The sequence below is a fragment of the Sphingobacterium pedocola genome (genome assembly GCF_015209965.1).
GTDB classification, from domain to species: Bacteria; Bacteroidota; Bacteroidia; order Sphingobacteriales; family Sphingobacteriaceae; genus Sphingobacterium; species Sphingobacterium pedocola.
This window is the reverse complement of the sequence record NZ_MU158689.1, coordinates 1,966,164-1,982,575: the sequence shown is the minus strand read 5'-3', so window position 1 is coordinate 1,982,575 and position 16,412 is coordinate 1,966,164. Positions and strand designations below refer to the sequence as shown.

Sequence of the window (16,412 nt, the reverse complement as noted above, 5' to 3'; positions counted from 1 at the left end):
AAAAATTTTACCATCATGATAGCTGAACAAGAAAACTATAAACACATAAATGGATGGGGGATAGATGCAGATCCAAAAAACGAACCTACCTATCCGATAAAAAATTATACGGAGGACGATCATAAGCGAATAAACTGGGATCGACCAGTGTTGCAACAGCCAACCGTCGAAGTCTTGCATTCGAACGAACGACCAGGCTATTCGGCGGTGATTGGCGAGACATTACCACCTAGCGGACTGAGCGGAAAATTACGGCGGTATGCGTTTCAGTTCAGTGAATCAAGTTATGGACACTGGCTGCCCTTGTTATTGGCTGACCGTATCAATGAGTTGGAAGGAATAGCAGACGACCTGCGTAATGGAAAAATTCCGAATATTATGGCTGAAAGGGGATGGAATGCGGAATGGAAATACAACCGCTTGGGAGTGATGAGAAAGATAGCGGTCGGCGCGGTCGCAGTGGGGGTAATCGCTGCGTTATGTAAATTAAAGAAAAGGAGTTAGAAATATTTAAGAATTATGGCACCAAGAAACGACAACAACAATCCGCCAGCGGAACGGCTGGACGAGCGCGATAACCAAGAAACGCCGGAATCTACCGGCGAAGATTTACAATTTAACGACGCAGAAGACAGCTTCGAACTAGATGCGGAGAGCGAAAACAACCCGTATCAACATCCTTTGCCGTATGAAACAGCTGCCCCGCAGGGAGCGGACAACAATTCGACATATGACGAGGAAAATATATATACCCCAAGTGAATATCGTGATAAGTTGAAAGAGGCAGAACGGGAACTCGATGATTTGGATGAGGAAATAAAGGATGGCTCCCTGCAATTGGACGAAGTCGACGAGGTACTTACCCAGATCCGAGATGATCAGCCTGAGGGTATTGACGAGGAAGGCTATCCGACGAAGGACGACACCGGGGGAGAAAATAACCCCATCACGGAGGACGGACTCGGACAACGAAGGTAAAGAACGTAAGAGGTTTAGATACTAATAATAAAGCGATGGAAAACGGGATAAAATATGCTTTGATCACCGGAGGTACTTCGGGCATAGGAAAAGAACTTGCAAAATTATTTGCAGACGATGGATTTAACTTGATCATTGTCGCCCGTAGCGAAGGCGACTTAGACACAACCAAACAAGAGTTGGAAAGCGAATTTGGAATTGAAGTAATAACGATAGCCAAAGATCTAAGCCAGGTGAATGCTGGGGGGGAAGTCTATCAGCAGGTAAGCGATAGGCAGATCGCTATTGATGTTCTTGTGAACGATGCAGGACAAGGCCAATTTGGATTGTTTACTGAATCAGATATGAACCGCCTGTTGGAAATTATCCAGCTGAACGTCATTTCGCTTACCACGTTGACACACTTGTTTTTAAAGGAAATGCTCGCCCATGATAAAGGGAAAATATTGCAATTGGGATCAATAGCTTCGGAAACACCAGGTCCGTGGCAAGCGGTGTATCATGCTACAAAAGCGTTTGTGCTGTCATTTTCTGAAAGTGTTAGACAGGAAATAAAGGACAGCAACGTCACGATAACGGTACTGGAGCCCGGAGCTACGGATACCGATTTCTTCAACAAAGCCGATATGCAAGATTCGAAAATTACGGATAGCAAAATGAGCGATCCGGCAGAAGTGGCAAAGGATGGCTATAATGCACTTATGGCTGGAAAAGACAAGATTATATCGGGATTTAAAAACAAAATGCTGGTGACAGCAAATAATATAATGCCTGATACAATGGCGGCGGCTCAAATGGAAAAGATGCAAGAACCAAAAAAATAGGACACGGGCCACAGAAAGATAAATTGTAGTGAATCAGGTGTAGAATTTATTGTCTACACCTGATTTTTTGCGTCTAGTTAATGATGCGTGCTCGTTAAAAAGACATTATCTGGTAGTTTCATTGTCGATCGCTGAGTCTTCGTCCATCAGATCCTCGTTATCCTCTAGGTTGGTGATCGCTGTGTCTTCCTCGTCGCTGTCGTACGGCGTACTGACCTCATCGCCAGATTGATCGGAACCAGATTCGTCGTAATCACCGTCGGCACGGTCGCTGTCGCTTTGGAGGGGCTCATCGTCAACGAGGTCTGAATCATGGAAGTCGTCGGAAGGGTTTTCGCGATGTACATCATCTGCTCCGCCGATAATCGGATCTTTATTTATATTCTGGCTTTCTGGATCCCCAAATTGCTCATCGGTCTCCCGTTTTTCGGGATGATCTGATGGCTGGTCTTCACCTTCAGGAATTCGGGTAATCATCGCTATTATGAGACCTGGTCTTTTTTCTAGCGCAATTTGTGTCTTTGTGTTCATAGCTATATCTTTCTAGTATCAACACTTGACATTGCCATATGTTGAACGGTTTAATACCCGATTTTGTCCGACCTGTCCGTATTTTGAACGGTTAAAATCAGGTTTTTTCGTTTCGTTACAGGTATATCTTAATAAAAATTTGGCTTTATATATACGCTAGTAAACTGATACAACTAGATAATGAATGAGAAACCTTGAAATTACAGATTGGGATCGGCTACTAATTAGGAGGCGCCGGTTATCTACATGCTCGAGGTAACTAATATCCATTTACTCTTAATGATAAGGGTGTAGGATCGCTGAGCTAACCCGACTAATAGAGCATATTGACCTGTAAAGAGCACATATGCTCCTGCAAGGAGGTAGAAGTACGCTTACCGTGTATAATACGGAACCTAGTACAGGTGTTAACAATAGGAAATTGGGGTATATTTTGGACAAACTTTTTGCGGACTTTTAAAGTTGATCTAACACAATAGCAGTAACATGTTATGGATAATTTTAAATAGTAAATATATGAAAAAGTTAGTTTATTCGGTAATTATGGCAAGCGCTTTTGCCATTACCAATCAAGCACAGGCGCAAGTGGATACCACGCGGGTGGCAGGACAAACAGTAACTACCAATGCGAATAACGCATTTGCGAATTCAGCAGCTAGTAGTGGGCGTTTTGAAATCGAAGCGGGTAAAATTGCGAGAGAGAAGACACAAAATGTACGTTTTCGGGATTATGGGTCGATGATGGAAAAAGATCACGCACAGGTTAACCAAGAGTTAACCGACCTCGCCGCAAGAAAAGGCTGGCAAGTAACAAACGACTTAACCGAACAACAACAGAACGATTTGGACCGCCTTCGTTCGCTCAATGGGGAAGAGTTTGAACGAGCGTACACCGAACTCATGCAAACCTCTCACGAAAATGCGATAAAGCTTTTTGAGGGAGCTGCAACAAATGAGCGGGATGCAGACTTGAAAAACTGGGCCTCTGGAAGGGTTGAGAGCTTACGATCGCATTTAGATCAAGCCAAGGGTCTTTCTGGAAATCAAAACGGAACGATGAATAACAACATGCCTCCGAACGGTAACTCAAGAGAAGTAAAATAACTCAAGTTTTGGGTGTGGTCGTGAGATAGCACCCTCTTTTTACGTTTTTACTTTCCGGTCTCGGTATGAGGAGCATCTACTGGTTTTGATTCAGGAGACCCCTTTTGACGTAAAAATATACTCAAAATGACGATAGACGCTACAGAAAGAAATTCGCTCTGCCAATTCTGAAAAGATTCGAACCAAAATTCCGGCTCTTGAAGAAAATTGGCTAAAGTAAGCGGGAGTTCCTGTTTAATAATCCGCTCATGATTGAATTGTTCAAAACTGCCATATAAATGCATCCCCCAGCTGATTAGAAAAAGTAGGGCAAAGGCAATGGTTAACGAATGCTGATATAATTTCAGCCGCCAACCACCTTTATTAACGAGAGCCGGAGCTTCTGGTCCCGGCTTTGGATCCCTGTCTACTTCTTCTTTCTCCGTCAGACTCTTAGATTCAGCGGAGCCGATTTGCCGGAGAGATATCGTAAGCACCACGTATAACATCATTTGTAGAAATTCGCTTTGAAAATTTTCAAATGTAGCCGCAATAAAATGCCCCGATTTTAAATAGGCCAATAAAGCTAAACCTTCGTTTCCCATCTCTTGCAATTCTGCATTGTTTTCTTTCCAACCAAAGTAATACTGACCTGCTAAAGCAATGATAAAGAGTGTTAAGAACGCAATGGAAAGACTATTTTTATAAAAGAATCCTTTATTCATGGTTTTGTTTTTCTTCGTTATCTTCAATTTTTACAATACCGGCTACTAGCGACTTCCATTGTGGAAATGAAGCACCTAGTTTAGCACCAAGTCCGACTAAAAAGTTACGCAGATTGTCTGTAAAGGCCGTGTTTTCGGTATTGATTATTTCGTTACGCCCGGCATAACGTGCAGATACCTGATTATGGTTCTGCTCCACCAAAATAGTAGAGGTAGCTAGATTTTTAAAGAAATGTGCGGTATCTCCGTTCTCGTTAGTAGGATCTGCAGACGGACGAAGACTCAATACCGTCTGGCGAAATTTATCCGTTTCTTCGGATATAATATTTTCGACGCGAACCCAATCATAGCCGTCACTGCTGGGTAACCCTGGTCCTGGAATATCAATACGTACATAATCATCGATCTGAGCCGATCTATTTAGTTTTTGATTGTACTGGTCGACCAGACAGAAGGATGCAAAAGGAATATCGCTAACATCGCTCCAGTTGTTGACCTCCAATAGTCGGTCTTTTGCAATCACATAGAAATTTTCGGCTTCTCTCGCATCTGTAAATTCAACAGTTTCAAAGCAATCCAACTTCTTGCCGGTAATTTGTTCTGGAATTATATTTTTATTTTTCATAATGTCTATCCTCTTTTTTTAGGATAGAACAACGTGTCTGGCAATTTGTTGAGAGATAATATACTGTAAAAACGTAAGTTAAAATACCTGAAACGAAAATCATAATCCATGTGGAGATGAATCGAACTAGTTAAGTACTTGTTTTTATGGGGGTAAATACTTAAAAATTATTTAACAATGAACGAAACGCGGCTGTTAACGTTATGTATTTAATTGTTTTAATTAAATTAGAATAGCTATGAAAAAGTCAATTAAAATTTTTGTGGGCGTTTTTGCATTATCTGCAATGGTCGCTTGTGGAAATAGAGCGGATAGTGATGGAAACGATGTGCCAGACACCCGATATGATGAGAATTCGGAAATAGATACAGGAAACAACTCACAGATGAACGATACGAGTGATGTTAATTTCAGGGATTCAAACACAACGACAATCCCACCTGCACCGATAGTTCCATAGCGGGAAGCAGTTCAATACATTTTTTTGGGAATAGCACGAGGATGTGAAAACCTACTAAATAAAAAAGGAGACTAATCATGTAGTCTCCTTTTTTATTTACTAAAAATTGGAATATGTTATTTTACACCTAATTTAGCCTTTACATCAGCCGAAACATCTTCACCACCTTGGAAATAGATTACGCTTCCTGCAGCGAGGTCCAATACGTAGGCGTAGCCTTTTTCCTGCGCAACGGCATTGATAGCTGTCATTACTTTTTGTTGTATAGGAGCGAATAACTCTTGCTCTTTTTTACCTAGTTCTTCTTGAGATACTTTTTGAATCTCTTGAATACGACTCTCTATTTGGCGCATACCTTCACCTAAAGCCTGCAATTCTGTATCTACAGTCTCTTTGTTTGCCTCACTTCTGCTTCTTAGTTTGTCGTTATATTCTGTTTGTTTTTTGGTGTATTCTGCCACCATTCCTTGGAATTCCTTTTCCTTAGTTTCTGTTAAGACTTTAAGCTGATCTGCTGCTGTTTTAAAATCAGCTGTAGATTGGAGAATTTCTCCTGAATTTATATGTCCAATTTTTTGTTGTGCATTTACAACTTGAGTTGAAATCAATAATCCCGCTACTAATACTGCTCCTTTTAATAAATTTTTCATTCTTTCCATTTTAGTCTATTCGATACGAATCGTCTGTTCTTTTGTTTTAAATTGTATTCTGTTAATTATATATTCTGCAATTATACTAATTATAAATTATTGTGCAAGTTCGGCACTCGGTTTAAAACCTAATTTTGTAATAATATCATTACTTTTGTCCAATTTCGGATTTGCAAAGAGGAAGGTAACTTCGGATCCTTTATCCAAAATAAGATCCAGTCCCTGCGCATTCGCAACATCTTGTATAGCTTTCGCGACGCGATCTTGGATCGGTTTTACCAGTCGGATGCGTTGTTCATATAATTCGCCTTCATATCCAAATTTTTCTTTTTGGAAGTCTTTTACCGCCTTTTCTTTGTTTACGATCTCATCCTCACGTCGTTTACGCATGTCATCATTTAACAATACCTGATCGTTTTGGTAAGCCTTATACAGACGCTCTATCTCGCCGTATTGCTTATCTACTTCTTCTTGCCATTGTACAGAAAGATCGTCTAGATGTTTCTGAGCAGATGCATACTCAGGAATATGTTTTAAAATATACTCTGAATCTACATATGCTAAACGCTGGGCAAAAGTAGCCGTAACACCAAGCGTTAAAAAGGCCAATACAACAAATATCTTTTTCATTTTCTTTCTTTCTTTTTTTGTAAGACAATTATAGGAATAAAAAGTTTAATTAAAAACCTCCCATGTTTTGCATGATACTAAAGGTGAAATTTTGTTTCCAATTGCTTGAACTCATCCCTGGGATAGGATCAAACGCATGACCGTAATCAATACCAAGCATACCAAATATAGGTAAAAATATACGTGCGCCAACACCTGCAGCACGTCTTACTTTAAATGGATTTACCTCCGAGAATTTATTCCAGGTATTACCTGCTTCTGCAAAAGCTAAAACAAATACGGTAGCTTGTTCATTCAGCATTACAGGATGACGTAGTTCCAATTGATATTTAGCATAGATTGGACTACCTGAGTTGATCGCAATTTGTTGGAATCCATTACCGGTAGATTCGGGAATAACAGTACCATTGGCATAACCGCGCATTGCCAAAATCTCTGAACCTTGTAAGAAGTCAAATCCTTGCATACCATCACCGCCTAATTTGAATCGCTCAAAGGTAGAAGTCGGTGTCTCATCCGAATAGCTTCCTAAATACCCAAATTGAGCTTGGGTTTTTACAACTAATTTGCCCACGACCTTGGTGTACCATTGGGAATCAAATTTCCATTTGTGGTATTCCGTCCATTTGTATTTAACGTTGTCCGCAGCAGTCTCATAATTAATGTTATTAAATAAAGAGTACGGAGGCGTTAATTGTACGGAAAATTTGATGTGTGATCCGGATGTGGGGTAGATTGGTGCATCTACCGAGTTACGGCTAATCTCCTGGGTAAAGTTAACATTATAGGCAGTACCATCAGAAAATAGGAAATAATTACCGTAATTCTGTAATTTATACCGCTGAAAAGATAATGAGCTATTGATTTGGAAATAGTTATCGGGCCACTGTAGGCGCTTACCTAATGAGGCGGTAACCCCGGTCATCCAAATACGGTTCAATTCAGAATCTCGTACCATCTGCTCTCCCGTGTAGTAATTAAAACCGCCGTATGAAGAGTTTGAAGTATAAGCACTCAAACCAAAGTAAACTGGTTTTTTACCGCCTAACCAAGGTTCAGTGAACGAAAAACTATAAGATTGATAACGTTTACCGGATGTCTGTCCCCGAACACTTAACTTTTGGCCATCTCCACGCGGAAGGGGTTTCCAAGCGTCTTTTTTGAATAAGTTGCTCGTCGAAAAGTTGTTGAAGGTTAAACCCAGTGTACCGATGATTTGACCGGCACCATAACCACCCGATAGTTCTACTTGATCAGAAGGTTTTTCGGTGACATTAAATACAACATCGGTGGTGCCTTCTTCGTGATTCATCGATGAGGAAGGGATATCTGGTGTGATTTTTTGCTCATCAAACATACCCAGTTGGGATATCTCGCGGATACTTCTCATAATGAGCTCGCGTGAATATTTCTGACCTGGTTTTGTGTAGATGGAACGTAATACAACACGGTCATTCGTTACATCGTTACCTTTTACAATAACATTATTGATCGTGTATTGCTTGCCCTCACTTACCTGGATTTCTAAATCTACGCTATCTTGGTTGATGCGCTTGATAACTGGGTTGATGCTAAATGTTAAATACCCGTCATTTTGATAAAGCGCACTGATATCATCACTATTGCGGGTAGGCCCCATCAACTTGGTGATCATTTTTTCTTCGCTGTATACATCTCCCTTTTCAATGCCTAATATCATATTCAATACTGAATCTTTATAGCGCGTATTACCTGTCCAGTCAATACTACCAACGTAATATTTAGGACCTTCATATACTTCTATATCGATAGCAACTTCATTTTCATCATAACGATAGATACTGTCCGATAGAATCTGAGCATCACGGTAACCCTTGTCTTGTAATTTTGAGACCAATGTTTCCTTCGCTTCGAGATACTTGTCTTCTTTAAACTTACCAGGGCCAAAAATTCTATACCATTTACGTGGTTTCACGCCCTTTAAGAATTTTGACATCTGACTATTGGAAAAAATCTCATTGCCCGTAAAGTTAACTTTGCGAACTTTGATTTTTTTATTCTTTTCTACATCAACAACTACGATTTCATTGTTAGCTTGTGCAGTATCTTTAAGGGTTTCAATTTTTATATCGGGATACAAGAACGATTTTTCGCGTAAGAAACGCTGTATGGTGGATCGGGTAGATTGCAATAGGTTTTCATTAACAATCTTACCGGCACCTTCATTTAGTCTTTTGCGAACTTCTTCTGTTTGTGATTTGCTGAGTCCATTGATGTCAACCCGGGTAAGGCGTGGCCGCTCTTGTACACGAATATCAAAAAAGATGTTTTCTCCTTCAATTCGTGTTGCCCACAACTGCACATCATCGAATAAATTTTGACCCATCAAATTCTTAATAACATTTGCAGTAGCTTCTCCGGGAACCTCTATATATTGACCAACCACAAGCTTAGAGATCGTAATCAATACTTCTGAATCCAAATATTGAGCTCCAGATACCGTGATGCCACCTATTACGTAATCTTTAGGTTGTAAATAATTTATTTCATTGGGATCTGAAAGATTAATTGGATTCTTGCCTATTTGCGAAAATGTCGATGTCCAGCTCAATAAAAAAAATGCTGTTATCAGTATATATAGTTGCTTCATTACTTGTTATTATGGATGCTAAAGTACATCAAACTGTTGTTAATTTTTGTTAAAAGAAAAATACGTCTACTTAGTTAATTTTTAGCGTTTCCGGTACAAAGGTAATATTTTCATTATAATAAATCGTTGTTAAATAGCATTGAAGCTCCAACGAGCTTTTTTAATCAATCTCCTTCTTTGAGCAGTAGCCCATGCTGGTTTCATTATAACTGTTCACTTGTTTTTCCAAATCGACGTTCCCTCTGCTGAAAATCAACTATGGCCTCAAATAAATCACTTCTTGTAAATTCGGGCCACATCTTTGGGGTAAACCAAAGCTCAGTATAAGCCAGCTGCCATAGAAGATAATTACTGATTCTATATTCTCCACTGGTTCTAATCATCAAATCGGGATCGGGCAGATCTGCGGTGTAAAGGTGCTGCTGAAATATATCTTCGGTGATATCTTCTACACTTAAACGACCATCCCTCACTTGACTGGCAATTGCTTTGGTGGCATCCACTATTTCTTTACGGGAGCCATAACTCAATGCGAGTGTGAGCGTGCACGTGGTATTTGATTGCGTCGCTGCTATGGTTTCTTTCAACTTCTCTTGGCAATTAACTGGTAAATCGCTAATGTTTCCAATGGTATTCAACCGAATACCATTTTTCTGGAAAGTCTTCAATTCTTTACTCAAAGAGTTAACCAGCAATTCCATCAACGCCTTGACTTCTATTTTCGGACGATTCCAGTTTTCTGAGGAAAAAGCATAGAGTGTTAGATATTGTACACCTATTTCAACAGCTCCTTCTAAAGTTTCTCTAACAGCACTCACGCCGTTTTGATGCCCAAATACGCGCAGCTTGCCTAGACCTTTAGCCCAACGCCCATTACCATCCATTATAATGGCAATATGCCGGGGTATATTATTCTTGTCTAGTTTATCATTCATTGTCATGATGTTCTTCTTCACAATCTATAAACCTATTGCCACCAATAACATTTTGCACTTATTAAGGTGTACGTTAATGTAAATCCGGCAGTCATATAGCCGTCGTAGTTTTTCCCATTTCCCCTAGCTCTGCCCGCATTTGCTTCAAGCTGACCACTCGGATCGGCTAAGAAATCCCATGTTTCTGTGGGTACTGTAGGTGTTCTCGGGCGAGAGGTAGCGTAATTTTTACTCACATTGTCCACGTTGTCATTGAAGGTCGTACGATATATTACTTCTGCACCAACGCTCCAAGGGCCTTTAATATTGTATTTAAACCCTAATCCAAAAGGTATAGAAAAGGCAGTTTTTGAATATTTGTCAGGATTGTGTTCTGCATCATACTCTAATTGCAACTCCCTTAACTTAATAGTTGTGTCGTCTAATCTAACATAAGGATTGTGCCTTGCAACAGATACACCGGCGAGAAGATAGGGGGTGTAACGATTGATCGCTCTGCCTGCAATAAATCTAAAAAAATTAAATTCTGCGGTTATAGAAAGCTCTTTAAGGTTGTTGTTAAACTGTAGTCCTCGATCTTGTTGCGCACTGAATTTTGAATCCAAATCACTTCCATGGAGCGCGAGATAGTTAAATCCAGCCTTGATTCCCCATGTGGAGTTTAGATTGTATTTTACCGATAGACCCCCGCCAATATTTTGGTAATAAAAAGGATTGTTAGGGTTAATATCGCCCATATAACCGGTTCCAAATCCTGTAATACCAAATTCGTACTGCTGTGCATAGGATTTTACTTGTGCACAGAGTATAAATAGAATAATGATATATCGGAAGTAGACCAATCTTATTGATTTTGGATGTAAAGATAAAGTTTTTAATAGAATACTTTATCTTTAAATTTTGTTAAATAGTAAGGAATAGCGCTCGATGGTCTAATAATTACGTACATCAATTCCCCAAAGGAGCTTTTCGCGTAAGGTGCTGAAATAGGCATCTTTTTCTAATCGTATTAAGTTAATACCAAAAGGTGCCTTTTTTACGGTTAATCGAGTGGAAGTCGGTAGTGTTTCACTTCTGGAATCGCAACTTAAAATGAAATTTTCCGTTCTGCTTTCAATTTCGAGGCACAATTCCATATCGGAAGAAACAACAATGGGCCTTACGTTTAGATTGTGCGGAGAAATAGGGGTAATGACAAAATTTCCACTTCCGGGCATAATAATTGGCCCACCGCAGCTCAAGGAATAGGCGGTAGATCCGGTAGGGGTAGCTATGATTAATCCGTCTGCCCAATAGGAATTGAGCAGCTCTCCGTTTATGGTTGTGTTAATGGTGATCATGGATGAAGTATCAAACCTGAACACCGTGATGTCATTAAGTGCGAAATTTTCTCCGCCAAATAAATCATGCCCTTCTGTCTCAACCGCTAACAATGCGCGGGGTTGAATAGTATATTCGCCATTCAAGATTTTTTGCAAAGCTTCCTTAATCTCGGTTTTCTGAATATTTGCTAAAAATCCCAATCGGCCAAAGTTTATACCGGCGATCGGGATTCCCGTGTCTTTGATGATGGATACTGCGGATAGCATGGTGCCATCGCCGCCCAAACTAAGCATAAAATTGATATGCGTAGGAAGATCAGCATACGATGTAAATGTTTTTAAATTGTATGGACAGGAAATTTTCGCTTTGAGGAAGGTGTAAAACTCATCGTATAAGTATATGTCTATCTCTTTTTCTGCAAGGAAAGTGAAAAGCTCTTCTACGAATGTATTTACAGATGTATTAAAAGCTCTTCCGTATATGGCTATAGCGATATTACTCATGACGAAGTTTTATGTTTTGGACAAATTTATGTTTTGCACAAAAATGCAAAAGATATACTTATAAATCTAAATAATTCATCAAAAGGTCATATCGGTCTTGGATATCCGACTGGTCTCCACCATCTCTGAAAGTCGCCTTTACAACGTAGTCATTACGCCACAGCGAAGAAACAATAGCTGCAATATTCGTTTTATTTACTTTGATGGTGAGCTCTAATTTTGAAGATTCTGCAATTGGACGCACCGCGGTACTCAGGATAAGTGTGTTTTCGGCTTCGATGAGGCGCGCGATGTGAGAAAGGGCATTGTCTCGCATGCCTAATTCTAAAACGATTATAGCGCCTTCCTGATACCCTAGGGTTTCGTTCAGTGCCACCAAGAGGCGCTGCTTTGTTAATATGCCAATATATTCATGATTTTTATTCAAAATGGGAATAATACAATAATCGTAAGACGCAATAAGCTGTAACGCGTCGTAAATATGTTGGTAATCGAATAAATAAATTGGTCTGAATTTAGTCGATAGTACTTCTATCGGAAGATTGCCGTCGATTTGTTCTAAAAGTAAATCCTCGGATATAAGTCCGTGATATCGGCCGTTACTTACAACAGGCAAATATTTGACTTGAAATTCATTCATGTTATTCAATACAAAATCTACAGAGTCTTTTGGTAGAACTTCATGAAAATCAGCTGATATGTATTGGCCAATGAACATTGTAATCTTTTATATGTTAAACAATAAAAAAAGCAAAACGTTTAATCGTTATTCTTAAACTTCGATAAATGCGCGTTCTCAGGACAGTTATCCCTATCAAACATACTGATTATTCCTAAGTAGTTCATTATTTTTCTTATATACTTAATATAATTTTATGTACTTTTACGGTACGGGACACGTGAAGATTTTGAATTCAACCATAACACATGGCGACTGAGCAAGATAAGTTTATACAAGTAAGAGAAGTTATACATAAAAAAAGTCCAAGACTGGCCAAATGGATACCTAAACCATTAATTAGTTATTTAAAACGTACGATCCACGAAGATGAAATAAATTATATAATGACCACATACAAGGATTTGTATGGGTTGGATTTTGTGGATGCATTGATTAATGAATTAGGTGTTGAAGTTGTTTTGGAAGGCGAAGATAACATTCCTATTGATGAAAGTGTTATTTTTGCTTCTAATCATCCCCTTGGTGGATTGGATGGTATCGCATTTATGCATGCCATCGGACGCTATCGCAGGGATGTGAAGTTTTTGGTAAACGATATTTTGCTCAATATCCGCAACTTAGAACCTCTTTTCATAGGGGTGAATAAAGTAGGCGGACAAAATAAAAACGCGATATCTGCTATAGATGAAGCATATGCTGCTGATCATGCTCTGCTGGTGTTTCCGGCAGGATTGGTATCTCGTAAAATCAATAGCGAAATTGTTGATTTAGAATGGAAAAAAAGCTTTATTTCAAAAGCCAAAAAATATAAAAAAAATATAGTTCCTGTTTTTATTGAAGGAAAGAATTCTAATTTCTTTTATAATTTTTCTCGATGGAGACAAAAATTAGGGGTAAAGTTTAACATGGAGATGTTATATTTACCAGATGAAATGTTTTCGCAAAGAGGGCAACGGGTAACCATAAAAATTGGAAAAAAGATACCGTATTCATATTTTGATACGGCAAAAAATGAGAGGCAGTGGGCTGCAGATGTTAAGCAGCTCGTTTATGAAATGGCGAAGGACAATAAATAGTGTATGCAAGAAATTATACCTCCAGTAGAGAGAGACCTGATAAAAGCGGAATTAACAAAAGAAGCTTTTTTGAGATATACCAATAATGGCAATAACGAAGTGTATGTCGTGAATTATCACTATGCACCTAACATTATGCGCGAAATTGGACGTTTGAGAGAGGTTACATTTAGGAGTGCCGGTGGAGGGACAGGGTTGCCATTGGATATTGACGAAAATGACACCTCGGCACATAATTATGATCAATTAATAGCCTGGAATCCAGACGACGAAGAAATCATAGCCGGTTACCGTGTCATCAAATGTGATGACGCTATCGATCAGCAGGGCGAGATACACCTGTCAACGGCTCATTATTTTGATTTCTCAGATAAATTCAAAAAGGAATACCTTCCTTACACGATTGAACTCGGTAGATCCTGGGTACAACCTAAATATCAACCCGCGATTGATAACAGAAAGGGGCTATTCTCCCTTGATAACCTTTGGGATGGTTTGGGGGCATTAGTGGAAATTACACCCGATGTGAAATACCTATTTGGTAAAGTAACTATGTATCCACATTTTAACGCGGAAGCGAGAGATCTGTTGATTTATTTTATGGAATCTTATTTTCCGGATAAGAAAGGATTAGTTAAACCTTATGAAAATCTGAACTTAGGCTATAAAACAGATATTACGAAGTATAGGGGTATTTTTGAAGGCTTATCTTATAAAGAAGGTTATAAGATTGTAAATACCAAAGTAAGGGAACTCGGCGAGAATATCCCTCCCTTGATCAATACATACATGAATCTGTCTCCATCGATGATGACTTTCGGAACAGCATTGAATGACGAATTTGGAGAAGTAGAAGAAACGGGTATAATGATCGTGTTAGAAGATATCTACGCAGCAAAGAAGGAAAGGCACATCGCCACTTATGAGCGGGATAAAGTATACGGAAGTCGTAATAAACAAGTAGAGGGACAATCGTAGCCCTTTACTTGTTTACATGTAAAGCCATTTCGATATGGGGAATATTATCCTCTAAATACGGCTCGGTTTCTTTTTGAAACCCCAAACTTTCGTAGAAGTTTTGAAGATGGGCCTGCGCACTTATACGGATGCCACTGCCGGGGAATTCGGATACAATTCGCTCAATAGCTTTTTCCATTAACGCTCTCCCAATTCCAAATTTTCTATAGTCGGAAGCGGTTACTACTCTACCGATAGAACACTCTTTGTACGATATGCCCGGAGGAAGTAACCTCGTATACGCAATGATGTTGTTTTCATGGAAACCAAAAAGGTGCTCCGCTTTTAAATCTTTGTCATCGCATTCTGCGTATAAGCATTCCTGCTCGAGCATGAAGACATTGATCCGCAACTTCAGGATTTGGTATAATTCGTAGGGAGACAAATTTTCAAATGCTTTTATCTTCCAGATGATGTTCATTACGCTAATAGAGATTTTACTACCTCAGAGATTGTCTTTCCGTCAGCTTGGCCTGCGAGCTTTTGATTGGCTGCGCCCATCACCTTTCCCATATCTTTTATCCCCGAAGCACCGGTAGATGAAATAATTTCTTTAATGATAGTCTCAATTGCACTTCTATCCAGCTGTTTTGGAAGATACTCTTCGATAACTTCTTGTTCTTCTACTTCGATCTGTAACAAATCTTCGCGCCCTTGTGCTTTATAAATCTCAGCTGATTCTTTGCGCTGCTTAACCAATTTTTGTAATACCTTGATCTCAGTTTCCTCGGAAACTTCTTCGCCGCCGCCTTTTTCAGTCTTAGCTAATAAAATCGCGGCTTTTACGGCGCGGAGCCCCCTTAATCTGGCATTGTCTTTCGCGATCATCGCCGCCTTGATATCTTGATTGATTTGTTGTTCTAATGACATAGTTTAATGAGTAATAAGTGAAAATTATATACAGATGAACTCGCATGCTCGGTTCAAAAGTTATTGTTCTTTGATGTTTTAATCTTGTTCTCCAAATTAGCTGTTTCGGTTGATTATTGTTCCGTTTGCCTGCGCTGTAGGCATAACCAGCAAGTCATTGATGTTGACATGCGTAGGTCTTGATAAAACAAAGCTGATAATCTCAGCAATATCAAAACCATTTAATGGCGTGAGCCCCATGTATACACTTTTGGCTTTTTCTGTATCACCTTTAAAACGAACTTCCGAAAATTCTGTTTCTACCATTCCCGGATTAACCGCCGTAACTTTTATGCCAAAAGGAAGTAGATCAATCCGCATGGCTTTATTAAGTGCATCTACAGCATGTTTAGTAGCGCAATACACATTGCCATTGGGATATACCTCTTTTCCCGCAATAGATCCGATATTGATAATATGTGGGGTCTTACTTTTCTTGAGAAGAGGGCTTACGGATTTGGTGACGTAGAGCAAACCTTTTACATTGGTGTCGATCATTCGATCCCAATCGCCAATATCACCGTCTTGAATCGGCTCTAATCCCTGGCTCAACCCGGCATTGTTGATCAGTATGTCTATGTTTTTCCAAGCTTCGGGGAGACTTTCTATAGCCGAAGATGTTCCTTCGTAATCGCGCACATCCAATACCATAATGTGAATTTCACAGGTAGGGTACTTGCGTAAGATGCTGAGCTTTAGTGCGTCAAGTCGATCTTCTCTTCGAGCACATAATATTAGTCTGTAATTCTCTGCTGCTAATGTTTCTGCACAGGCTGCCCCGATTCCTGAACTTGCACCTGTAATCAATACCGTTCTCATAGTAACCGATTGC

At 39.5% G+C, this 16,412-nt stretch carries 20 protein-coding genes; 7 read left to right on the top strand and 13 right to left on the bottom strand.

From position 1 onward, the window contains the following. Nucleotides 1–15 precede the first annotated feature (15 nt). From C4F40_RS08310 to C4F40_RS08300, 3 genes are read left to right on the top strand one after another with little or no spacing between them, the layout of a single operon-like run. Nucleotides 16–504 (top strand): hypothetical protein, encoded by a 489-nt coding sequence (locus C4F40_RS08310; RefSeq protein WP_231389965.1) that lies wholly within the window; start codon nucleotides 16–18, stop codon nucleotides 502–504. A 15-nt stretch (nucleotides 505–519) separates the two neighbouring features. Continuing rightward, nucleotides 520–978 (top strand): hypothetical protein, encoded by a 459-nt coding sequence (locus C4F40_RS08305; RefSeq protein ID WP_196938872.1) that lies wholly within the window; start codon nucleotides 520–522, stop codon nucleotides 976–978. A gap of 35 nt (nucleotides 979–1,013) precedes the next feature. Beyond that, complete coding sequence (locus tag C4F40_RS08300; RefSeq protein WP_196938871.1) at nucleotides 1,014–1,802, top strand: SDR family NAD(P)-dependent oxidoreductase; 789 nt, start codon at nucleotides 1,014–1,016, stop codon at nucleotides 1,800–1,802. Nucleotides 1,803–1,907: 105 nt separating this feature from the next. Here C4F40_RS08300 and C4F40_RS08295 read toward each other — a convergent pair whose 3' ends face one another. After that, a complete protein-coding gene (locus tag C4F40_RS08295; RefSeq protein ID WP_196938870.1) occupies nucleotides 1,908–2,333 on the bottom strand; it encodes a hypothetical protein in 426 nt (141 codons plus the stop codon). 516 nt (nucleotides 2,334–2,849) lie between these two features. On the opposite strand from C4F40_RS08295, the gene C4F40_RS08290 reads away from it, so the two are divergent. Further along, complete coding sequence (locus C4F40_RS08290; RefSeq protein WP_196938869.1) at nucleotides 2,850–3,437, top strand: DUF4142 domain-containing protein; 588 nt, start codon at nucleotides 2,850–2,852, stop codon at nucleotides 3,435–3,437. Between the two features lie 47 nt (nucleotides 3,438–3,484). Here the strand turns inward: C4F40_RS08290 and C4F40_RS08285 are convergent, their stop codons facing one another. After that, nucleotides 3,485–4,141 carry a DUF6766 family protein gene (locus tag C4F40_RS08285; RefSeq protein WP_196938868.1) on the bottom strand — a complete coding sequence of 219 codons (657 nt, stop codon included), beginning with the start codon at nucleotides 4,139–4,141 and terminating at the stop codon, nucleotides 3,485–3,487. Continuing rightward, nucleotides 4,134–4,766 (bottom strand): hypothetical protein, encoded by a 633-nt coding sequence (locus tag C4F40_RS08280; RefSeq protein WP_196938867.1) that lies wholly within the window; start codon nucleotides 4,764–4,766, stop codon nucleotides 4,134–4,136. The genes C4F40_RS08285 and C4F40_RS08280 overlap by 8 nt, the downstream gene beginning before the upstream one ends. Before the next feature lie 238 nt (nucleotides 4,767–5,004). Between C4F40_RS08280 and C4F40_RS08275 the strand changes: the two genes are divergently transcribed. Further along, nucleotides 5,005–5,226, top strand: a complete 222-nt coding sequence (locus C4F40_RS08275) for a hypothetical protein (protein ID WP_196938866.1) — start codon at nucleotides 5,005–5,007, stop codon at nucleotides 5,224–5,226. A 116-nt stretch (nucleotides 5,227–5,342) separates the two neighbouring features. Here the strand turns inward: C4F40_RS08275 and C4F40_RS08270 are convergent, their stop codons facing one another. From C4F40_RS08270 to C4F40_RS08240, 7 genes are all read right to left on the bottom strand, one after another. Further along, a complete protein-coding gene (locus C4F40_RS08270) occupies nucleotides 5,343–5,876 on the bottom strand; it encodes an OmpH/Skp family outer membrane protein (RefSeq protein ID WP_196938865.1) in 534 nt (177 codons plus the stop codon). A gap of 96 nt (nucleotides 5,877–5,972) precedes the next feature. Further along, nucleotides 5,973–6,506, bottom strand: coding sequence for an OmpH/Skp family outer membrane protein (locus C4F40_RS08265; protein ID WP_196938864.1), 534 nt, complete (start codon nucleotides 6,504–6,506; stop codon nucleotides 5,973–5,975). 49 nt (nucleotides 6,507–6,555) lie between these two features. After that, nucleotides 6,556–9,135, bottom strand: coding sequence for an outer membrane protein assembly factor BamA (bamA, locus tag C4F40_RS08260; RefSeq protein WP_196938863.1), 2,580 nt, complete (start codon nucleotides 9,133–9,135; stop codon nucleotides 6,556–6,558). 203 nt (nucleotides 9,136–9,338) lie between these two features. Continuing rightward, on the bottom strand, nucleotides 9,339–10,076 hold the full coding sequence (locus tag C4F40_RS08255) for an isoprenyl transferase (RefSeq protein ID WP_196939296.1): 738 nt from the start codon (nucleotides 10,074–10,076) through the stop codon (nucleotides 9,339–9,341). Between the two features lie 26 nt (nucleotides 10,077–10,102). Beyond that, entirely contained in the window at nucleotides 10,103–10,912 is an 810-nt protein-coding gene (porG, locus tag C4F40_RS08250; protein ID WP_196938862.1) for a type IX secretion system protein PorG, read from the bottom strand. A gap of 90 nt (nucleotides 10,913–11,002) precedes the next feature. Continuing rightward, the gene (locus C4F40_RS08245) at nucleotides 11,003–11,896 is read right to left on the bottom strand and encodes an NAD kinase (protein WP_313785235.1); all 894 of its coding nucleotides are present in this window, start codon (nucleotides 11,894–11,896) and stop codon (nucleotides 11,003–11,005) included. A gap of 58 nt (nucleotides 11,897–11,954) precedes the next feature. Continuing rightward, nucleotides 11,955–12,614 (bottom strand): CBS domain-containing protein, encoded by a 660-nt coding sequence (locus tag C4F40_RS08240; RefSeq protein ID WP_196938861.1) that lies wholly within the window; start codon nucleotides 12,612–12,614, stop codon nucleotides 11,955–11,957. Nucleotides 12,615–12,823: 209 nt separating this feature from the next. Here C4F40_RS08240 and C4F40_RS08235 point away from each other — a divergent pair, with 209 nt between their 5' ends. Next, nucleotides 12,824–13,654, top strand: a complete 831-nt coding sequence (locus C4F40_RS08235) for a 1-acyl-sn-glycerol-3-phosphate acyltransferase (protein ID WP_196938860.1) — start codon at nucleotides 12,824–12,826, stop codon at nucleotides 13,652–13,654. Between the two features lie 3 nt (nucleotides 13,655–13,657). Next, on the top strand, nucleotides 13,658–14,632 hold the full coding sequence (locus C4F40_RS08230) for a GNAT family N-acetyltransferase (RefSeq protein WP_196938859.1): 975 nt from the start codon (nucleotides 13,658–13,660) through the stop codon (nucleotides 14,630–14,632). A gap of 4 nt (nucleotides 14,633–14,636) precedes the next feature. On the opposite strand, the gene C4F40_RS08225 is transcribed toward C4F40_RS08230, so the two are convergent. The 3 genes from C4F40_RS08225 to C4F40_RS08215 form a co-directional block, all read right to left on the bottom strand. Then, the gene (locus tag C4F40_RS08225; protein WP_196938858.1) at nucleotides 14,637–15,092 is read right to left on the bottom strand and encodes a GNAT family N-acetyltransferase; all 456 of its coding nucleotides are present in this window, start codon (nucleotides 15,090–15,092) and stop codon (nucleotides 14,637–14,639) included. Next, nucleotides 15,092–15,541, bottom strand: a complete 450-nt coding sequence (locus tag C4F40_RS08220; protein ID WP_196938857.1) for a GatB/YqeY domain-containing protein — start codon at nucleotides 15,539–15,541, stop codon at nucleotides 15,092–15,094. Before C4F40_RS08220 ends, C4F40_RS08225 begins: the two co-directional genes overlap by 1 nt. 96 nt (nucleotides 15,542–15,637) lie before the next feature. Beyond that, nucleotides 15,638–16,399 (bottom strand): SDR family NAD(P)-dependent oxidoreductase, encoded by a 762-nt coding sequence (locus C4F40_RS08215; RefSeq protein WP_196938856.1) that lies wholly within the window; start codon nucleotides 16,397–16,399, stop codon nucleotides 15,638–15,640. Nucleotides 16,400–16,412 lie beyond the last annotated feature (13 nt).